The sequence below is a fragment of the Arthrobacter sp. P4_F11 genome (genome assembly GCF_056401395.1).
The window spans coordinates 49,922-69,310 of record NZ_JBFUJK010000016.1 but is presented as its reverse complement, the minus strand read 5'-3'; the positions used below and the strand labels follow the sequence as shown (position 1 = coordinate 69,310).

The 19,389-nt window shown below is 67.6% G+C and carries 16 protein-coding genes; 8 read left to right on the top strand and 8 right to left on the bottom strand.

Features of this window, described 5'->3' with window-relative positions; all coding sequences use genetic code 11:
* Window positions 1-17: 17 nt before the first annotated feature.
* Complete coding sequence (locus AC1DRO_RS17060) at window positions 18-1,376, bottom strand: LssY C-terminal domain-containing protein (protein ID WP_476951741.1); 1,359 nt, start codon at window positions 1,374-1,376, stop codon at window positions 18-20.
* 122 nt (window positions 1,377-1,498) lie between these two features.
* On the opposite strand from AC1DRO_RS17060, the gene AC1DRO_RS17055 reads away from it, so the two are divergent.
* On the top strand, window positions 1,499-2,839 hold the full coding sequence (locus AC1DRO_RS17055; protein WP_476951740.1) for a sensor histidine kinase: 1,341 nt from the start codon (window positions 1,499-1,501) through the stop codon (window positions 2,837-2,839).
* Window positions 2,832-3,512, top strand: a complete 681-nt coding sequence (locus AC1DRO_RS17050) for a response regulator (RefSeq protein ID WP_476951739.1) — start codon at window positions 2,832-2,834, stop codon at window positions 3,510-3,512. Before AC1DRO_RS17055 ends, AC1DRO_RS17050 begins: the two co-directional genes overlap by 8 nt.
* A gap of 101 nt (window positions 3,513-3,613) precedes the next feature.
* On the opposite strand, the gene AC1DRO_RS17045 is transcribed toward AC1DRO_RS17050, so the two are convergent.
* The 6 genes from AC1DRO_RS17045 to AC1DRO_RS17020 all read right to left on the bottom strand — a co-directional run bounded on the left by AC1DRO_RS17045 (window position 3,614) and on the right by AC1DRO_RS17020 (window position 11,519).
* Window positions 3,614-4,894: a S8 family peptidase gene (locus AC1DRO_RS17045; RefSeq protein WP_476951738.1), complete on the bottom strand. Its 1,281-nt coding sequence runs from the start codon at window positions 4,892-4,894 to the stop codon at window positions 3,614-3,616.
* A 284-nt stretch (window positions 4,895-5,178) separates the two neighbouring features.
* Window positions 5,179-6,525 carry an ammonium transporter gene (locus tag AC1DRO_RS17040; RefSeq protein ID WP_476951737.1) on the bottom strand — a complete coding sequence of 449 codons (1,347 nt, stop codon included), beginning with the start codon at window positions 6,523-6,525 and terminating at the stop codon, window positions 5,179-5,181.
* A 297-nt stretch (window positions 6,526-6,822) separates the two neighbouring features.
* Window positions 6,823-7,971, bottom strand: a complete 1,149-nt coding sequence (locus AC1DRO_RS17035) for a multicopper oxidase domain-containing protein (protein ID WP_476951736.1) — start codon at window positions 7,969-7,971, stop codon at window positions 6,823-6,825.
* A gap of 203 nt (window positions 7,972-8,174) precedes the next feature.
* Entirely contained in the window at window positions 8,175-9,215 is a 1,041-nt protein-coding gene (locus AC1DRO_RS17030; RefSeq protein ID WP_476951735.1) for a CapA family protein, read from the bottom strand.
* Between the two features lie 35 nt (window positions 9,216-9,250).
* Window positions 9,251-9,496, bottom strand: coding sequence for a DUF2630 family protein (locus AC1DRO_RS17025; protein WP_476951734.1), 246 nt, complete (start codon window positions 9,494-9,496; stop codon window positions 9,251-9,253).
* Window positions 9,497-9,644: 148 nt separating this feature from the next.
* Window positions 9,645-11,519 carry a Na+/H+ antiporter gene (locus AC1DRO_RS17020; protein WP_476951733.1) on the bottom strand — a complete coding sequence of 625 codons (1,875 nt, stop codon included), beginning with the start codon at window positions 11,517-11,519 and terminating at the stop codon, window positions 9,645-9,647.
* A 174-nt stretch (window positions 11,520-11,693) separates the two neighbouring features.
* Here AC1DRO_RS17020 and AC1DRO_RS17015 point away from each other — a divergent pair, with 174 nt between their 5' ends.
* The 4 genes from AC1DRO_RS17015 to AC1DRO_RS17000 all read left to right on the top strand — a co-directional run bounded on the left by AC1DRO_RS17015 (window position 11,694) and on the right by AC1DRO_RS17000 (window position 14,149).
* Window positions 11,694-12,260: a type 1 glutamine amidotransferase domain-containing protein gene (locus AC1DRO_RS17015; RefSeq protein WP_476951732.1), complete on the top strand. Its 567-nt coding sequence runs from the start codon at window positions 11,694-11,696 to the stop codon at window positions 12,258-12,260.
* A gap of 204 nt (window positions 12,261-12,464) precedes the next feature.
* Entirely contained in the window at window positions 12,465-12,878 is a 414-nt protein-coding gene (locus tag AC1DRO_RS17010; RefSeq protein ID WP_476951731.1) for a VOC family protein, read from the top strand.
* A 95-nt stretch (window positions 12,879-12,973) separates the two neighbouring features.
* Complete coding sequence (locus AC1DRO_RS17005; RefSeq protein WP_476951730.1) at window positions 12,974-13,183, top strand: hypothetical protein; 210 nt, start codon at window positions 12,974-12,976, stop codon at window positions 13,181-13,183.
* Window positions 13,184-13,354: 171 nt separating this feature from the next.
* On the top strand, window positions 13,355-14,149 hold the full coding sequence (locus AC1DRO_RS17000) for an alpha/beta fold hydrolase (protein ID WP_476951729.1): 795 nt from the start codon (window positions 13,355-13,357) through the stop codon (window positions 14,147-14,149).
* Window positions 14,150-14,173: 24 nt separating this feature from the next.
* On the opposite strand, the gene AC1DRO_RS16995 is transcribed toward AC1DRO_RS17000, so the two are convergent.
* On the bottom strand, window positions 14,174-14,908 hold the full coding sequence (locus AC1DRO_RS16995; protein WP_476951728.1) for a GAF and ANTAR domain-containing protein: 735 nt from the start codon (window positions 14,906-14,908) through the stop codon (window positions 14,174-14,176).
* A 243-nt stretch (window positions 14,909-15,151) separates the two neighbouring features.
* Here AC1DRO_RS16995 and mgtA point away from each other — a divergent pair, with 243 nt between their 5' ends.
* Both mgtA and AC1DRO_RS16985 read left to right on the top strand, forming a co-directional pair.
* Window positions 15,152-17,887, top strand: coding sequence for a magnesium-translocating P-type ATPase (gene mgtA / locus AC1DRO_RS16990; RefSeq protein WP_476951727.1), 2,736 nt, complete (start codon window positions 15,152-15,154; stop codon window positions 17,885-17,887).
* A gap of 118 nt (window positions 17,888-18,005) precedes the next feature.
* A complete protein-coding gene (locus tag AC1DRO_RS16985) occupies window positions 18,006-19,370 on the top strand; it encodes a phosphoribosyltransferase family protein (RefSeq protein ID WP_476951726.1) in 1,365 nt (454 codons plus the stop codon).
* Window positions 19,371-19,389: the final 19 nt, after the last annotated feature.

Here is a 19,389-nt window from a genome sequence, read left to right as displayed (position 1 = left end):
CCCTGGATCCTGGGGATTCAGGGCGTCCGGCCGCCGGGACGGCTGGAATCCCGTTTGACTTCCTTGCGGGGACGCAGGGCATAGTCGCGGGACCGCTTGCTGGAGAGCGCCAGAAGCAACAGGATGTCCAGGGTCAGGCCGGGGAGATTGGACTTCAGGGTGATGTCCGGGCCGCCGTAGAAAACATCGACGGCCTGGAAGCAGATGGCGGCCGTGCTCAGCGCCATGGCCACCGTCCGGGCCCAGTTTCGGCCGCGGAACACGAACCACGCCAGCAGGATCTCGGCCACGGCGAAGAGCAGGACAACCACCGTTGCGGCGCTGACGGCCAATTCCGCCTGGGCCTCCGTGACCGCCGGGCCGGCTACGGGCTGCACGAGTGAGCCGACGTGCGCGTCCTTGAAGAGCACCAGGGACAGGGCCAGCAGCGCGGCCGCCGCCGCGCGGGCACCAACGAAGACCGCCCCAACAATCGTGGTCGAAGGACGCCTGGTGCGGCCCTCGCCCGGGGCAGAGACGGACGCAAGCAAGCCCGCAGCGGTCGGCTCCGCGACGGTCTGCCGGAGATCGACGATCGGGAGATTGCCGTCGGTGCTGATGGTGTCACCCCCGCCGTTGCGCGCGTGATAGCCGGTGGAAAAATCACGGATCACCCTGAGCCCGGCCGCGGGATCGGCCCCGGTAATGGCGCCGACCACATGGTCGCGTTCGGCGTCGGTGTTCTCATCGATCTTGTGGGTGATCTGCAGGGTAAACAGGGACAGCCCGACGCTGCGGTCATACGTGCCGGCCGCCAACCAGTCGACGGCCAGCCCGCCGGGCAGCAGCCAGCCGGGCGGGCACCGCCAGAAGCGGACGTGGTGCCGTTTGCCCGGGGTGCCGTCGACTTCCTGCTGGTAGGCAAAATCCTGCTGGCGGCCGAACAGGAACAGCGGACTGACCGGGGCCTGAAGATAGCTGCGGCGCAGGAGGGTGGAGGAGACGATCCGCCGGCTGCTGGCCAGGGTCACGTCATCGGCCCTTGTCCAGCCCGCGGACCGCATCACGCCATGGATCTGCGGTTCCGATCCCAGCAGGGCTATGTTCACGGGATCACCCAGCAGCCCGTCGCTGGTGCGCGCCCGGCCGATGAAGTAGTCCGGAACGTAGAGCCGGGTCAGGATCCGGTGCAGACGGGGAAGCACCAGATAGGCGAGCAGGGCCCAGAAGATGAAGAGGAACCAGACCTGCGCCCAGCCCCATTCGAAGCTCAACTGCACGAGCAGCGCGGTCAGCCACACAGCCGCAACTCCGCCCACCACGAAGAACACGCTGTCCAGCACGGAGTACGGCACCGCTTCGGCGGGAGCTGTGACCTCAACCGCTGCCTTGGTCATGGCCGCCATACTACGCCCGCTGTCGACGGAGGGCTGGCTCGAAAGATGAATCTTCTGGCCCCAAGGTGGAGCGCGGCCGGATGTGACCTGCCTGTGACAGCCGCCGTGGATAGGGTGACAGCATGGAACCACTACTGAAAGTTTTGCGGCATTGGGGCGCCCCTGCGGCGGCCGTTCTCTTCTTCACGCTGTGGTGCGTGGCCGAGGCCGGGCGGATGGGCCCGGGCCTCCACACCTGGGAGGGGACGTGGCCGCTGATCCTCATGACGGCAGCGATTGCCTGCGCCGCCTGGAAGCCCTACGCGTCGCTCGGATTCACGGCAGGGCTGCTCGCGGGCCAACTCGGGTACGCCATTCCCGCGATGCACGCCAACCACTGGGCTATCTACCTCGGGGCGTTCGTGTCCCTGGCCTTCATCCAATGGACGGCCCGGCGAAGGACACGCTTCATTGCGGCGGCCGCCAACGTGGTGTTCGCCGCCGCCATGACCTTCCTGATGCTGTCCTGGCGCTACGGCAACGGCGTCGGCTGGTTCCCGCCACTGTACATGGGCGACCGGTGGACGTTTCGAGCCTACGGCTGGCAACTCTTTTCGCTGCTGCTGGTGATCGCGGCAGCCTGCGCCGCCGTCGGACTTCTGCTGGCGATGTACCAGGAACGCGGCAGCCTCTTCCAGGCCAGGACCATCGCCCAGACCAGCCTCAGGGAAGCCGAGGTGGACCTGATCGTGGAGCAGGAACGGACCCGGATCGGCCGGGACCTGCACGACGTCCTGGCCCACTCACTGGCCGTGATCGCGGCGCAGGCGGATGGCACCCGCTACCTGAGCAAGGACCAGCCGAGGGCCGTGCTTAACGCCCTGGAGAACATCGCGACGTCGGCCCGGAGCGCCCTGGTGGACGCGCAGCGCGTCATCGAGGGGGTGCACGACGACGGCATGGTCACGCCCCAGCCCCGGCTCAGCGACGTCGGGCCCCTCGTGGCGCGCATGCAGGGCAGCCTCAAGATCGAACAAAGCGAGTCCGGCGCGCCCGCCGAGCTCTCCGCCGGGCAGCAGCTCGCCGTATTCCGGATTATCCAGGAATGCCTGACCAACGCCCTGAAACACGGCGGCCGCGGCTCCGCGGTGCGGCTGCACCTGGACTGGAGCGGCCCGGGGCTGACCCTGCATGCGGCCTCCGGGATCCCGGAGACCACAGGCAGGGACAGCCCGGACCCCGCCGCCGAAACGCGGGTGGGCCGCGGCCTCGCCGGGATGCGGGAACGCGCCCACCTCGCCGGAGGCTGGATGACGTCCGGCCCGGATGGCGAGCAGTACCGGGTGACCGTCTTTATCCCCTACGGCACAAGGACGGCCGACGCCGACGCTGCCGCCGCCAGCGCGGAGCCGGACCTGGTTCCTGCGGGAAGCCCTGCAGCGCGCCCGGGAATGCCGCTGGCCGAAGCCGGCGACCGTGGCTGACGCCAGGGCGGCCATTACCGTGGCGATTGTCGATGACCAGGCCCTGTTCCGGGCGGGAATCCGGATGCTGGTGGAGAGCCAGCCCGACATGGCGATGGCCTGGGAAGCCGGCGACGGCGGGCAGGCGGCGGCATTCGCCGTCGAACGGTGCCCCGACGTGATGCTCATGGACCTGCGCATGCCGGTCCTTGACGGCGTCGGTGCCACACGGCGGATCGTGCGGCAGGCGGAGGCCGCAGGCACCGGCGCGCCGAAGATCATCGCCCTGACCACGTTCAACCGGGACCAAGCGGTGGTTGACGCCGTGCACGCCGGGGCCAGCGGCTACCTGCTCAAGAGCGCCGAACCGGAGTTCCTGCTCGCCGCGATCCGGACCGTGTACTCCGGGTACTCCGTGATTGCTCCGGGATCAGTGCAGGATTTGTTCCAGCATGCCGCCCGGACCGTGCCGGCCGGGGGACCGGACCTGTCCGCGCTGGAGGTGCTGTCTGCCCGCGAACGGGACGTCTTCCTGCTCGCGGCCAAGGGGCTGGCCAACGGTGAGATCGCCGGAAGCCTGTTCGTATCCGAGGCGACGGTCAAGACACACCTCAGGAGCGTGCTGGGCAAGCTGGGCCTCGGGACCCGGCTCCAGCTGGTGGCCTTCGCCTATGAACGCCGGCTGCTGGGCTGAAACCCGCTGCTGGGCTGAAACCCGGCTGGACCCTCGGCTGAGACTCGCCGAGGGCCGCTGGCGCGGCGACTTGCGCCGCCGGATTCCTCACTGCCGTAGCGTCAGAAGCTCACCGTCTGGGTCAGGTATCCGTAGTACTGTCCTCCGATCGGGTGGATGGGATCGCCGCCGAAGCCGTAGTCGTGGTGCCGCTTCGAGTACGACTTTGTCAGGTCCAGGTACTGCTCCATGACATCTTCGGCTGAACCCGTGCAGGCCTTCTGGCTGATGCAGAGGGCCACGGACCCTGCCACGGCCGGGCTGGCGAAGCTGGTGCCGTTGCTTACGTTGTAGCCGCCGGGCCAGGTGGAGAGCATGCACACGCCGGGGCCGGCGACCGTGTGGGCCTTGTCGTCACTCGTGGTGGCGAAGTTGGAGAAGAATGCCGGCTGGTCATCCTTTTGCCCGTACTTCGAAAAGTCGTCGGGGCCGCAGATCGGGGCGGCATCCCCGCCGGACTTTCCGTCGAAATCGCCCATGGCGGTGGCGGTCAGTACTTGGTCGTACGTGGCCGGCACTGTGTTGGCGAAGTCCTCACCGGCGTTGCCGGCCGCGACGGCATAGGTGACACCGGCCCGGACCGAGCGGCAGATGGCGTAGTGCATTGGGTCCGTGCCCTTGCCGCAGTTGGGAGTGTCCGCGGCGCCGCCGGCGATGCTGATGTTGGCCACGGCGATGTCGTTGCTGTCGTCATCGTCCTTGCGCGTCGAGGTCACCCAGTCAATCGCGCAGATCAGGCTTTCCTCGGAGATCAGGCCGGCGTCGTCAACCACACGGACAGACCACAGCGGAGTGCCCGGGGCGGTCCCGATGACGCCCAGGCGGTTGTTCCGGGCGCCGATCACGCCAGCGACGAAAGTTCCGTGCCCCAGGACGTCAACGGGGGTCACATCGACGGGGGAGCCGGACTGGCAGTCAACGCCGCCCTTGACGTTCAGGTCCGGGTGGGTCGCATCGATGCCGCTGTCGATCACGGCGACGTTGACGTTGATCCGGCTTGGCCCCCGGTCGAGGGCCTTCCGGACGTCTGAGCTGGTTCCGGCGATCCGCTTGCGCCAAAACGGCGTCTCCTGGGTGGCCGCGGTTCCAAGATCCCGCGGTTGCTGGAAGGTCCGGCCCGCCGTGACGAAGTCGACGTTGGGGTCGGCCTGGACGCGTTGCGCCTGGGCCGCCGTCAGGTTGGCAGAGTAGCCGTTCACAGCGTTGCGGTAGACCTTCGATGCCGTGAATCCGTAGGCGCTTTGCTGGGCGGCTGCCGCCGCTCCGGCGTCCACGACGCCGTCCTTGAGCACCACGATGTAGTTTTGTGCCGGATTGACGGCGTTCGAAGGGGCTGCCGCCACCAGGCCGCCGCCAGCCGCCAGGGCAAAGGCCGCCAGTGAGGCCAGCCCGCGCCCGAACCAAAATGTGTCCGGTCTGGGAAGGGACCTGCGCCGGTGTCTGCGCGGGGTCCGCGCCACCGATGTTAGCTTCGGTTTTGATGCCTTGCGGCTGGCTTGGCTGAACATCGTGGCCTCCCATTAAGCGAGTTCGCTAATTCGAGTGCCCCCCGCCCATATCTTAAGCCTCCGACCGCGTCTTACACCCGGGCCCTTTGGAAAAACTTGAGCCGGCCCCGGCGGCCGGCTCAGACGAGGCTGTCTTCCTTTGCGCGTGCGGAGGCGTTTTCCTGTGCCCGGCCGGCCGCGTGGGCCGCGCCGGTGTGGGCCGCGCCGGTGTGGTGGCCGAACGGGTTGAACCGGCTGAAACCGAGCTCGGCAAAGGCATACGCGGTCTCGGCGTGTTCGGACCGGTCGACTCCGGCGAGTTCGTCCTCGCGGCTGACCCGGAAACCCAGCGTCTTGTGGATGGCGAGTCCGATCACCGCGGTCCCGAGGCCGGACACGGCCACCGTGATGAGGACGGCCACGGTCTGTGCGATGACCTGGTGGAGCCCGCCGCCGTAGAACAGCCCGCCGCCGGCACCGTCCACCGGGAGCGCAATGAAACCGAGGGCGAGCGTGCCGATCAGGCCGCCGCCGAGGTGGACGCCGACGACGTCGAGCGAGTCATCGAAGCCAAACGTGAATTTCAGGTCCACGAACACGGCACAGGCCGCACCGGCCACGAAGCCAAGGCCCAGCGCGGCGAGCGGGCTGATGTTGGCGCACGACGGCGTGATCGCCACGAGGCCGGCGACGGCGCCGGACGCCGCGCCCAAGGAGGTGTGGTGGCCATGGCGGACCTTCTCGGTCACCAGCCAGCTGATCATGGCTGCGGCAGGGGCGGCGAGGGTGTTCACCCAGATCAGGCCGGCCTGCTCCACGGTGGTGGCGGCGCCGGCGTTGAAGCCGAACCAGCCGAACCACAGGATGCCCGCGCCGAGCATGATGAAGGGGATGTTGTGGGGGCGGTGACCGGGGTCCTTGCCGAAGCCGTGCCGGTTGCCCAGGATCAGGACCAGGACCAGCGCCGCGGTTCCGGACGCGATTTCCACTACGGTGCCGCCGGCGAAATCGATGACCTGGCCGAAGACGGCACTTACGGCGCCGCCGGCACTCATGAGGCCTCCGCCCCAGACCATGAAGGCCAGGGGGCAGTACACGAGGGTGATCCAGATGGGGACGAAGAGGGCCCAGGAGGTGAACTTCGCGCGGTCCGCGATGGCGCCGCTGATGAGGGCCACGGTGAGGATGGCAAAAGTGGCGCTGTAGCCGGCCTTGATCAGGTCCGGCGAACCAATGAGGCCGCTCAGGCCGAAGCTGGCGAACGGGTTTCCGACCACGCCGAGGACGCCTTGCCCGGTGCTCATCGAGTAGCCCCAGAGGACCCACACCACGCCGACGATCCCCACCGCGACGAAGCTCATCATCATCATGTTGAGCGAGGCCTTGGCCCGGGTCATCCCGCCGTAAAACAGGCCCAGGGCCGGGGTCATCAGCAGAACCATCGCTGCCGACACAATCATCCAGACGCTTCCAGCAGTGAGCTCCACCGGCGGGTCCCTTCTCGTCAGTCTTCCGTACCGGGACACGTCGCCGCCGGCCCCCCGATCCGGATTTAATCCTCGCGGAGCCATGTTTCCGGGAGTGAGGCGAAAAGTTGCGGGCACGTTACGGGAATCGCGACGGCGTGAAGTTCGCGTGACCGGCATGTTTCAGGAATGTAAACGGGACCTCATGTGGCCGCCGGACGCATGCCGTTCTGCGGCGCCGGAGGGCCGGGGCGGCGGACGGCGCGTCGCTGATCCACTGCCGGCGCTCCGCGGGCCACCGGCGCGACGAATTTCCGGTTACGACGTGTGGCCGGAGTGGACGCTGTTGCCGTTGCGGGGGGCCGTTGCGTTGGTTATCCGGTAGCGGACCAGCATTCCGGCGCTGATGTGATCGTTGACGTGGCAGTGGAACAGCCACGTGCCGGGGTCGTCAGGGACCATGTCGGCCGTCACCATGGTCGCCGGGAGCAAGCTCACTACATCGGTGCGCATTCCCAAAGCCGTCACGGTGTTGCCATGCCAGTGAGGGGTGTGCAGGTCCACCTCAGTGCCCATGCCCATAAGGTACCAGCGGACCCGTTCGCCCTTTTTCATGGTCATGGCGTCCAGTGGCAGGTTGCCGAAGACGTAGCCATTGACGGAGTGCATCAAGTTGCTCTCCTCGAACTCTTCATTGCCCGGGTCCACCGAAGCCGGGTCCCCGGCGAACCTGGTGATGTTGCGTTGCAGGTATGGGCTGGCGTTCTCGTCGCTGACCTTGAACTGCACGAAAAATTCGCGGTCCACATCCAACGGGGTGCCGTCCGTGCGCGCGGCGCTGGCCTTCGTTATGACCATGGGACCAACCAGGCCGGCGTAGTCATCGCCAACTTCATCCGTGTGCGAGTGGTACATCCACATTACGGAACTGCCGTCCATCGGGCCGGGGCCGGCACGGTCCGGAACTTTGTAGCTATAGGTGTAGACGATCCCCGGGGCGACAGCGTCGTCCCGATGATCTGCCGGGCTGGTCCCGTCGTTGTACGGGGCACCTTCACTGCCCTTGTCATAGAAGACGCCGTGGGTATGCACGGAGACGGGGCGGTCCAGGTTGTTTTTGAAGACCACCTTGATGGTGTCTCCGACGACGGCGCGGATGACCGGCCCCAGCATGCCTAGATGCCCGTCGGCAGCGGTCCTTGGCTTGAGCGTCCGGAAGGAGGAATTGGTGTACTCCCGGTACAGGGACTTGATGTAGGTGCTGCCGATGCGTTGCGGTCCCTGCTGAGTGAAGACGGCGGCGGTTTCGTCGAACGACTTACCCGTGATCTGGTCACTGCCGGTCGGCGCGTAGTTCCAGTCGACCTCATCCGCGCCGATGAAGTACGTGCGCGTCTGCGGCACGTAGTTCCCCTTGGCAGGCGCCGTTGCGGTGGCTGATCCGGAGATGACGATAATTGGGGCCAAGACCGCCACCATCCCCACAACCATGATGAGCACGATCCATCGCGGCCAGTATAACGGTGCCATCCGTGCTTGCCGAGGCGTCATGGCGTGTTCGCCCATGATGCTGTCCCCTTCCAAATCCGGCCTGCGGGATGACACGGCCTGACGGAACGGTAACAGGGGGACCTTTGACCAACCTTGGTCTGCATTCCAGAACCTGTGATTTAAAACGCCGGCCTGTCCAGCGGAATCTCAAGGCAGCGGCCGGAGGCGTTCCAGTGGCCGCGCGTGCCCAGCTGACCGCTCAGCCGCTGCATCCGGGCGGCAATGCCGGGTGCCGATCCGCGGGCCAGGCGCACCTGGAATCCGGCGATGATGGTCGGATGCAGCCGAAGCGTTCGGGGTGCGCCGGCGTCGGTGTCGAGCATGAACACGAAAGACTGGTCATTGCGCTCGACCGGGTCCACAGCGTAGTCGTCAATGAAGTCCCCGGCGCTGAAGATGATGGGACGGTTCCGGTGGATGCCGACGCCGCGAAATATGTGCGGCGAGTGGCCGAACACGACGTCGGCCCCGGCCTCGATGAGGTCCCGGGCAAGGTCCTGGTGCCCGGCCGGGACGTCGTAGCCCCAGTTGCCGCCCCAATGGGCTGACACGATGAGGACCTGGACGCGGGCCTTGGTCCTGGCGACCAGTTCCAAGAGTCCGTCCCGCCGCGCCCGGCGCCGGCCGCCGCCGCCTGTCACGGGATCGTCGGTCACGGGAACGTCATGAACGGAAACGTCGTCCACCGGGACATAGTAGACCCCGGGAGCCGCGGTGCCCGCCTCCCAGCCGGGCTCGTTGTCTGTGAAGGCAATGAATCCGACGGCGACGGCGCCCACGCGCCACACGGCCGGGCGGCGGGCGGTCTCCAGGTCGGGGCCGGCCCCGGCATGGAGGATGCCGCAGCCGTCCAGCGCCGGCAGCATCTCCCCGAACGCGTCCTGGCCGAAATCCATGACGTGGTTGTTGGCGAGCGAGACGACGTCGATCCCGGCCGCGAGGAGGCTGGCCACATTCTTCGGGTCCGAGCGGAAATGGAAGATCTTGCCGGGCTCGGGCTCGCCGCCGGCCGCCAGGACACACTCGAGGTTGGCGACGCGGACATCGGCCTGCTCCAGGACCGCCAGCGTGTCGCCCCACGGGTAGGCAGGCCTGGCCGCTGCCAGGTGCCGGTTCACCAGCCGGCCCAGCATGACGTCTCCCAGCAGCGCGATCAGCATGGACTGCCTGCCTGCCTGCCTGTCAGGGCCGGGGGCTAGCTTTGGTAGCCTTCGACCTCGCTGACCGGCCGCACTTCCGCCTCGTCGGGGTTCTCGCCATAGTCTTTTTTCGCGCGCCGCTGGCGGAGCAGGTCCCAGCACTGATCCAGTTGTTCTTCCACCTGCTGCAGCCGGAGGACGTCCGGGCCTCCGGTCCCGCCAGACTGGGTTGAGCCTTCGCGGAGGCCGTGTTCCTCCTCCACCAGGGCCTTGATGCGCTCCAGGATGTCTTGGTTGTCCATGGTGTCCTCTTTCGTCCGACGGCGGCGGGCCGCCTTCTCTTCGCAGGGTCCACTTCCAGCAGGTCCCCTTCCAGCCTACGGAGGGGATGGTGCGGTGAACAGGGGCGCCCGGGCCCGGCGCCGGACGGCGCTGTCTGGCGTCTGCGGCCTAGCCAAGGAGTTCGTCCGGGTAGCACCAGCGCCAGTCCTCGCCCGGCTCGACGCTGCGCATGACGGGGTGGCCGCTGAGCTGGAAGTGTTTGTACGCGTGGGTTCCCGGCGAGGAATCGCAGCAGGCCACGTTGCCGCACTGCAGGCACATCCGCAGATGCACCGTCGTCGTCCCCTCCCGTTCGCACGCCTCACAGGAGGGACCAGACGGGACGGTGAGATCCGGGGCGGACTCCAGGTGCGGACAAACGCCGCGGGGCCGGGCGATTCCCTCGCCGCCGCTGCCGCCGTCCGCGTCCGGTTCCTCCAGTGCGGCGTCCAGCATGGACTCTTCGACGTCGAGGCGGTCAAGGACGTTGACCAGGACCTCGTGCGCGTATCCGCCGCCGCGCCGCAGCTCGAGGACCTTGGTGCGCTCCGCGTCCAGCATCGCCAGCCGGAGTTGGGCGTACCGCTGGCTGGGGGTGGCGGCTTCGGCGGACGGCCGGCCCAGCCGCTCCCATGCGGCCAGCCCGCGCTCCTGGGTGCGCCGTTTCAGCATCGCCACGACTTCGGGGGGATCGGCGTCCGAACGCAGTTCCTGGAGCCGCTGCACGCCCGCCGCCGTAGCCATCTGCATCAGCGACGCCTCGTTGAGCGCGTCCTCGCGCTGGTCCGGTCCCTTCACGTGCAGCAGCCGGACCAGGGCCGGGAGCGTGAAACCCTGCAGGGTCAGCGTGCCGGCCACCACCACGAGGGCCATCAGGATCAGGACCGACCGGTGCTCCAGCTCCGCTGGCAGGACCAGGACGGCGGCAAGCGTCACCACGCCGCGCATGCCGGCCCAGGAGACGATCGCCGGAAATTGCCAGGGCGGCGCGGGATCCTTGCGCCGGACCGCGGGAATGAGCCGCGGCAGGTACGTTGCGGGGAAGACCCAAACCGGGCGCAGGACCAGCACGGCCAGCAGCACGGCGGCACAGCCGAACCAAATCCGTTCCGGCCCCAGCGAGTCATCCCGGACGCCCTCAATGATGGTCCGGACCTGCAGCCCGATCAGCAGGAAAACGGAGTTCTCCAGCAGGAACTGGACCGTGTGCCAATTGCTGCGCTGGCTCAGCCGTGCCGCCCCGTTTGGCATGGACGGCGCCTTGGTCCCCATGATCAGCCCGGTGACGACGACGGCCAGGACGCCGGAGGCGTGGATCGCTTCCGCCGGGAGATAGGCCACAAGCGGGGCGATCAGGGAGGTGGAAGTGTTGATGGCCACGTTGCGGATCCGCTTGCGGAGCGCGGTGAGTACGAAGGCCGCGGCAACGCCCACCGCCACGCCCCCGCCGGCGGCCAGGACGAAGCCGCCGGCAATCTCCGCGGCGGAGACAGCCCCGGCGATCGCGGCGATGGCAGCACGCAGGCAGACCAGCGCCGTGGCGTCGTTGACCAGCGATTCGCCCTCCAGGATGGTGACAACCCGGCGGGGCATGCCCACCTTTCGCGCAATCGCCGTCGCAGCCACGGCGTCCGGGGGCGCGACGACGGCGCCCAGGGCCATGGCGGCCGCCAGCGGGATCTCGGGAAACAGCCAGGCGACCGCCAGCCCGATGCTGACGGTGCCGAAAATGACGTAGCCCACCGACAACAGGCCGATGGAGCGGCGGTTGGAACGGAAATCGAACAGCGAGGTCTGCAGCGCCGCCGCATAGAGCAACGGCGGCAACAGCCCGACCAGAACGATTTCGGGGTTCAGCTCGATGGTCGGTACGAACGGCAGGAACGAGCACACCACGCCGACCAGCACCAGCAGCAGGGGGACGGAGAGGTTGATCCTTTGGCCCAGTGCGCTGCAGGCACAGATGATGGCTACGAGGGCCAGCAGCCCGAAAGCGACTTCCATTGGCCTATTCTCTCAGCTTCCCGTCCTGTGCCGGCGGGGTCCCTGCAATGCATCATCAGCTTGCTTACGACTTGGTGGTTTTCTAGAGTTAAGTCTGCAAACCAAGTGGGACACTGCGCTGGCGCCGGCACTGAACGAATGTTGCCCGGCCCGCGCCCGGCACGAGGAGAACATATGTCAGAGCACAATCTTTCCGGCAAGAAGGTCGCGTTCCTGCTGACGGACGGTGTGGAGCAAGTGGAGCTGACCAGCCCGTGGGATGCCGTCAAGGAAGCCGGCGGTGTGCCAACCCTGGTCTCGCCGAAGAGCGGAGAGCTGCAGGGTTACGACGGCACCGACAAGGGGCAGCGGTTCGCCGTCGACCTCGCCGTGGGGCGGGCCGATGCCGCCGATTTCCACGCCCTGGTCATCCCTGGCGGCGTGGTCAACGCCGATCACCTCAGAGTCGACAAGGAGGCCCAGGCGTTCACGCGTGCCTTCTTCGAGCAGCACAAGCCCGTCGCCGCCATCTGCCACGGCCCGTGGCTGCTCATCGACGCCGGCGTGGTCAGCGGCAGGAACCTGACCTCGTACCACACGCTGCAGACGGACCTGAGGAATGCCGGCGCGATCTGGACTGACCATGAGGTCGTGGTGGACCAGGGCCTGGTGACCAGCCGCAGCCCGCGTGACCTTCCGGCCTTCAACGCCAAACTCCTTGAGGAAATCGCCGAAGGCGAGCACGCAGGCCAGACGCCGTAGCCGTACTCCCGCCGCAGCGTCCGACGGCGGCACGGGCCGCCGTCGGACGCTTTCGGCCGGCCGTTCACCTGCGTGGTCGCCGGCTGCCCGGTTCCGCGGCCGGACACCTATCCACGCTGTTGGTTTTGCGGCAGGATATGCCCTGTACCGCGCACCGTCGTCGTTGCCGCCCGGCCGGCGCCCCAACAGCAAGGAGTTTCGGACATGACTACGCTCAATCCCTACCTCGGCTTCCGCGACAACGCGAAAGACGCCATGACCTTCTACCAGTCGGTGTTCGGCGGGGAACTGACCATGAGTACCTTCGCCGAATACCACGCCAGCGAAGACCCGGCGGAGCAGGAGAAAATCATGCATGCCCAGCTCAGGACGGACGCCGGCATGGTGCTGATGGGCGCGGACACGCCCAACAGCATGGACTTCACCCCGGGCAACAACTTTTCCGTGTCCCTGAGCGGATCCAACGAAGCTGAGCTCCGCGGCTACTTCGACAAGCTGGCCGATGGCGGCACAATCGCCATGCCGCTGGAGAAGGCACCTTGGGGCGACATCTTCGGCATGTGCAAGGACAGGTTTGGCGTGGACTGGCTGGTGAACGTCGGCTCCGAGCCCGCCTAGGACGGGCCCTCGGCCGCGCCGGCAGTAAGGGCTATCCTGAATGCAGCCAGGACAGTGCAAGCACGAGTCCATCCCCTGGCCAAGGGAGCCATGCAATGACCGAGAAGCTGCACCTCAGCCCGGAAGATGACTTCCCGGAAGATCTCAGCAAGTTGCCGGACAAGGACCTTCAGGTCCTCGACAGCCAAGTCGAGCGCCAACTGGATTATGAGTACGTGGTGGAGGGGGAGCCGAATCCGGAGACGGAATTCCGGCACTTTGACCTCGATGAGGAGTTCGAGGAGCGGGACAAACGGGACAACTGATCCGCGGGCTCATCCTGAAAGGGCCGCCCGCCCCGCACGGCGTCGGGGCCCAGGCCAGCAGGCTTACTAGACTGGGCTGACCACCCGGCGACGAAACGAGCCCTTCATGACCCCGGCAGTTGCCACGTGGTCCCTCCTGTACCCGTGCTCCCCGCCGCGGTCGTTCACAGCATGACAGGTCCGGTTCGCCTGGAGATTTCAGCCGCGGGCCACGCCGGCCACGTCTTCGCCTCGCGCGAAATGGCCGGCGGGTCCGCGCCCGCCGTCGTGCTCATCCACGGAATCGGCGCGTCACACCGCTACCTGCGCCGGCTGCACCGGCTCCTGGCCGGGTCGATGGAGACCTACTCCATCGATCTGCCGGGATTCGGTGCCACACCCAAGCCTGCGTACCAGCTGTCCATTGCCGACCACGCCCGTTACATCCTCGGCGCCATGGAGCAGCTTGGCGTCGCGCAAATAGTGCTGGTGGGGCACTCAATGGGAACACAGATGGCCCTGGAGGCGGCCCTTCAGCAGCCGGAACAGATCTCGAATGTGGTGCTGATGGGTCCCGTGGTGGACCCCAGGCACGGATCCGTGGCACAGATGGCCCTGGCGCTGGGCCGTGACTGCCTGTTCTACGAGAGCCCCTCCTCGAATGCCTTGGTCTTTACCGACTACCTGCGTTGCGGCCCTTCCTGGTACTTCAAGACCCTGCAGGTCATGATGGAGTACCCGATGGAACAGAAGATCGCCGGCGTCAGCGCACCGGTCCTCGTGGTGCGCGGCGCCAACGACCCCATCGCGGATGCAGGCTGGTGCCGCCGGCTGGCCGGGCTCGCCAGCCGCGGGCGGCTGCTGGAGGTGCAGGGAACCGGGCACGTCGTCCAGCACAACCGGGCCCTCGAGGTGCGGGACGGCATTCTGGCGTTCACGGGCCTTGGCGCGGCGGCGGGCGAGCCGCTGCCCGGAAGCCCGGCCTGACCGCACTGCCTGACCGGGGCAGGGTTAGACGTCGAAGTGGGTCCGGGTGGGGCCCTGCCCGAGTGAATCGACCACCCCGGCCGCGACGGCGTGGAGTTTGATGTTCCGGGCGCTGGAGGCCGACTTCAGGAGCTCGAACGCCTCGTCCTGACTGCAGCGGTTCTGCGCCATGATGATGCCGACGGCGACGTCGATCACGGTCCGCGTCTCCAGGGTGGCCTTGAGGTTGGCGGCTGTATCGCTGCTGTGCGCGAACCGGACGGCAAGGCGCAGGGCCATGGAGGTCTGGTGGACGAAGTCACGGGCCAGCTCCGTGGCGCGGTCATCGAACCGGCAAGGACGGTGCGAATAGAGGTTCAGGGCGGCCCGGGTCTCGCCTTCCAGGAGGAACGGCAGCGCCAGGATCGACCGGAAGCCGTGCCCCCGCACCGCCGCGGCGTACTGCGGCCAACGGCCATCGAGTTCAAGGTCCTCAACGTGGACGGTTTCCTGTTCCCGGGAAGCCGTCATGCAAGGGCCGTCACCGAAGGTGTACTGGATTTCGTCCATGGCCTGCGCGGCGGGGCTGCTGCTCGCGACGGTGGCCGCCTTCTTTTCCCGAAGGAGCGTGATGCCGCACAGGATCTCATCCCCGGGCTCGGACAGGCTGCGCGCGGATACACGGGCCAGCTCCCAGAGGAAGTCCTCGACGTCGGAGCTGCTGAGCACCAGTTCATGCAGCTGCTGGTTTATTGAATTTGCGGTTGACTCGCTGACCACTTGTCTGTTGTGCCGTTTCACTCAGGTCAAGACGACCCGGCTGTGCTTCCCACCGCGGCAAGGGGCGGATACGGCAGCGGCCGGATCGAAGAACAATCCAACGGCTCGCTGCAAAACCGTACCGGGAGAGTATATACATCCGGGAAACGCAGGTTCCACACCGGCTCCGGGCCCGACGGCTCCTGAACCGTTCGTCCCGGGCATAAGCTGTGCCTTAGGCGAAATGTCGCGAACGGATTCCCCATGCCAGACCTGGACGTCAAGGACTCACCCTCCGCCCCGCTGGCGATCGCCCGCGCCGCGGGCCGGCCCGTTGCCGCCGTGTTGGACGAGCTGGGCTCGGGCGGGAACGGACTGACGGGTGCCGAAGCGGGCAGGCGCCTGACGGAAATCGGGCCTAACGCCGTGCGGACCCACATGGCGAGCGGGTGGTCGGTGCTGGGCCGGCAGCTGGCCAGCCCCATCCTGCTCCTCCTGCTCATCACCGCCGGGCTTTCACTGTTTCTCGGGGACGCCACGAACGCGATCGTCATCGGCGTGATCCTGCTGGTCAGCGTCGGGCTGGGGTTCAGCAACGAATACCGGGCCGAACGCGCTGCGGAGGCCTTGCATTCCCGCGTCACGCACCGCGCCGTCGTCGTCCGCGACGGAAGTCCGGGCGAAATCGACGTCACCGCGCTGGTGCCTGGCGACGTCGTCCACCTGGGGATCGGCGCGATCATTCCGGCGGACATGCGGGTGCTGACGGCCAAGGACCTCCTGTGTGACGAAAGCATCCTGACCGGGGAATCGCTGCCGGTCGCCAAGGATCCTGCGCCAGTGCCGCAGGATGCCCCGCTGGCGGACCTGACCAGCTGCCTCTTCATGGGGACCGTGCTCCAGTCCGGCAGCTGCACGGCAGTGGTGGTCGCCACCGGGGGCCGGGCGGAATTCGGCCGGATTGCACTGGGCCTGGGCGAACGGCAGCCGCAGACCGAGTTCCAACTGGGCCTCAAACGGTTCTCCTTCCTGCTGCTGCAGGTGGCCATCGGACTGAGCTCGCTCATCTTCGTCGCAAACCTGATGCTGCACCGGCCCGTGATCGAATCCCTGCTGTTCTCCCTGGCGATCGCGGTCGGCATCACTCCGCAGCTGCTGCCCGCGGTGGTCAGCACCAGCCTGGCCACGGGCACCCGGCAGCTGGCCCGGCGCAAGGTCCTGGTGAAGCGCCTGGTCTGCATCGAGGACCTGGGCGACATGGACATCCTGGTCACGGACAAGACCGGGACGCTGACCGAGGGCCGGATCAGTTTCACCGCCGCGCTGCCCGTCGGCGCGGGCATCGAGCCCGCTGAGTTACTCACGCTCGGATTGTTGGCGACAGAGGCCGAATACGCCGAGGCGAGGCTCTCTACGGTCGGCCTGAACCCCTTGGATGCCGCCCTCTGGGAATCACCCGACGCGGCGGGCTTCCGGCCGGAGCTCTACGAACGCCTGGACGTCATAGACTTCGACCACCAGCGCCGCCGGACCAGCGTGCTGGTGCGCGAAGCGAACGGACCTGCCCGCATCATCACAAAAGGCTCGCCGGAAGATGTCCTGGCGCTCTGCGTGGGCACGCCGGCGGACGTGCAGGCGATGCTGGACAAGCAGTTCGACGCCGGGTCCCGGGTGGTGGCTGTCGGAACGCGACCTGCAGGCGGCCTGGAGGACCTGACGCCGCCCGAGGAGAAGGATCTGGTCCTTGCCGGGTTCCTCATCTTCCTCGACCGCCCCAAAGCCAATGCACGGGCCTCCCTTGACCAGCTCGAGGCGCTCGGCATTACGGTCAAGATCGCCACCGGCGACAACGCCAGGGTCGCCGAAAAGGTCTGTGACGAACTCGGCGTGCTCTCCGGCGGGACGCTCAGCGGCGCTGCCGTCGAGGCCATGTCCGATCCGGAGCTGGCCGCCGCCGCGCGGGAGGCGAGCATCTTCGCCCGCGTGTCGCCGGAGCAGAAGGCTCGGATCATCCGGCTGCTGCGGCTAAGTGGCGGCGCCGTCGGGTTCATGGGCGACGGCGTCAACGACGCCCTTGCACTGCATGCCGCGGACATCGGCATTTCGGTCGACAGCGCCACCGACGTCGCCAAGGACGCCGCCGACGTCGTGCTGCTCGACAAGGACCTGGGGGTGTTGGCCGAGGGTGTCATGGAAGGCCGGCGGATCTTCGCCAACACCATCAAATATGTTCTCATGGGCACGTCCAGTAACTTCGGCAACATGTTCAGCGCGGCAACGGCCTCCGTGGTGTTGAGTTTCCTGCCCATGCTGCCGGGCCAGATTCTGCTCAACAACCTGCTCTACGATGCCGGCCAGCTGGCCATTCCGGGCGACCGGGTGGACAAGGAACAGCTGGTGGCCCCATCGCACTGGGACATCGGCTTCATCCGGCGTTTCATGTTCCTGTTTGGCCCCATCAGCTCCATCTTCGACTTCGCGACTTTCGCCCTCATGCTTTTCGTCTTCGACGCGGTTCCGGGCGAATTCCGGGCCGGCTGGTTCATCGAGTCCATCGTGACGCAGACGCTGATCATCTTCGTCATCCGGACCCGGCGCGTGCCCTTCTTCCGGAGCAGGCCGTCGCTGGGCCTGGTCGGTGCCTCCCTGGGCGTGGTGGCCCTCGGGGTGTACCTGCCGTTCTCGCCCCTGGCCGGCGTGCTGGGCTTCGATCCGCTGCCCGTGCCGTTCTTCCTCGCCTTGCTCGGGATGGCAGTGGTGTATTTGGTGCTGGTGGAAGTGGCGAAAGTCTGGTTCTACGCCCGGGCCGCCCAGCAGCCTGTTTCACGCGGACCGGCGGTGCTCCGGCACCGCGGCGAGACCCACCGCATTGCCCGCCGGGCCGCCCGTTTCAGCATCCCGGCGGCCAGGCCGCTGCTCGTCCACCGGGGCCCGGGCTGGCGCCGTCGACGCAAACTCGGGCATAAAGGCCCTCACAGGGTTTCGGGCGCGGGCGGATAGTTGGAGGCAGCGGCCACCTGGTCCTGTTCGGGTTTGGGGAACCCGTAGGAGCGCACCAGTTTCAGCAGCACACGACTGATGGCCGATGGCCCACGCTTCGACTTGAAAGCCATAGCCCATGAGCATCTTTGAAGACAGGGTCGACGCCGGCAGGCAGCTCGGCAGGCGTCTGGCGGAATTGCGTGGCCAGGACATTGTGGTCTTGGGCCTGCCGCGAGGCGGCGTGCCCGTGGCCTTCGAAGTCGCCGCCGCCCTGGATGCTCCCCTGGATGTGATTGTGGTGCGGAAGCTTGGGCTTCCCTACCAGCCCGAGCTCGCTATGGGGGCAATCGGTGAAGGCGGCGCCAAAGTCCTGGACGAGGAGGTCCTGGCCCATGCGCGGGTCAGCGGTGCGGAACTCCAGTCTGTTGAAGAACGCGAACGCGGCGTGCTGGAAAACCGGGTGGTCCTGTTCCGGAAGGGCCGGACCCGGCACGACCTGACCGGACGCATCGCGGTGATCGTCGACGACGGGATCGCCACCGGCTCCACTGCCCGGGTGGCCTGCCGGGTCGCCCGTAAACAGGGTGCGGCCCGCGTGATCCTGGCGGTTCCGGTTGCCCCAGCCGAAACCCTCGCCGACCTGACGGAACCGGACGAAGTGGTCTGCCTGGCGACGCCGCGCCAGTTCACCGCCGTCGGATACCACTACCGGGACTTCTCGCCGACTGACGACGACGAGGTGCTGCGCCTGCTCGATCTTGCGGCCAAACGCGTCGAGGCCGCACCGCCGCCCTTCTGGACCTCGACCGCGATCCGCGCCGACACTGCCGCCGACGTCAACGAGGAAGTGGAAATCCCGTCCCGCGGGGTGCGGCTCCAGGCCCAGCTGCACCTTCCGGTGCCGGCCAGCGCCGTGGTGCTGTTCGCCCACGGCAGCGGCAGCGGCCGCCACAGCCCCCGGAACCGGTACGTGGCCGGTGTCCTGCAGCAGGCCGGTCTCGGCACGCTGCTGCTGGACCTGCTGACGCCGGCGGAGGAGCGCCACCGCGCCAACGTCTTTGACATCGAACTCCTGGCCCGCAGGCTGTCCTCGGCCACGGACTGGCTGTCCACCCGGGCGGACACGGCCTCCTGCGCTGTGGGGTACTTCGGTGCGAGCACGGGAGCCGGGGCTGCACTGTGGGCGGCGTCGGAGCCGTCGGCGCGGATCGCGGCTGTCGTGTCCCGTGGTGGCCGCCCCGACCTCGCCGGCCCGCGGTTGTCCGCTGTCAAGGCGCCCACGCTCCTGATTGTGGGGAGCCTGGACCACGAGGTCCTGGAACTGAACCGCCGGGCGAAGGCGATGATGCGCGGTCCCAGCCAGCTCGCCGTCGTGCAGGGGGCAACGCACTTGTTTGAAGAACCGGGCACGCTCGCGGCGGCGGCCATCCTGGCGCGGGACTGGTTTATCGACTACCTGCTGCCCCCGAACGGTGCCGGCGCGCGGGGCGCGGGCGTCTGAGGGGCCGCGGGCGTCTGAG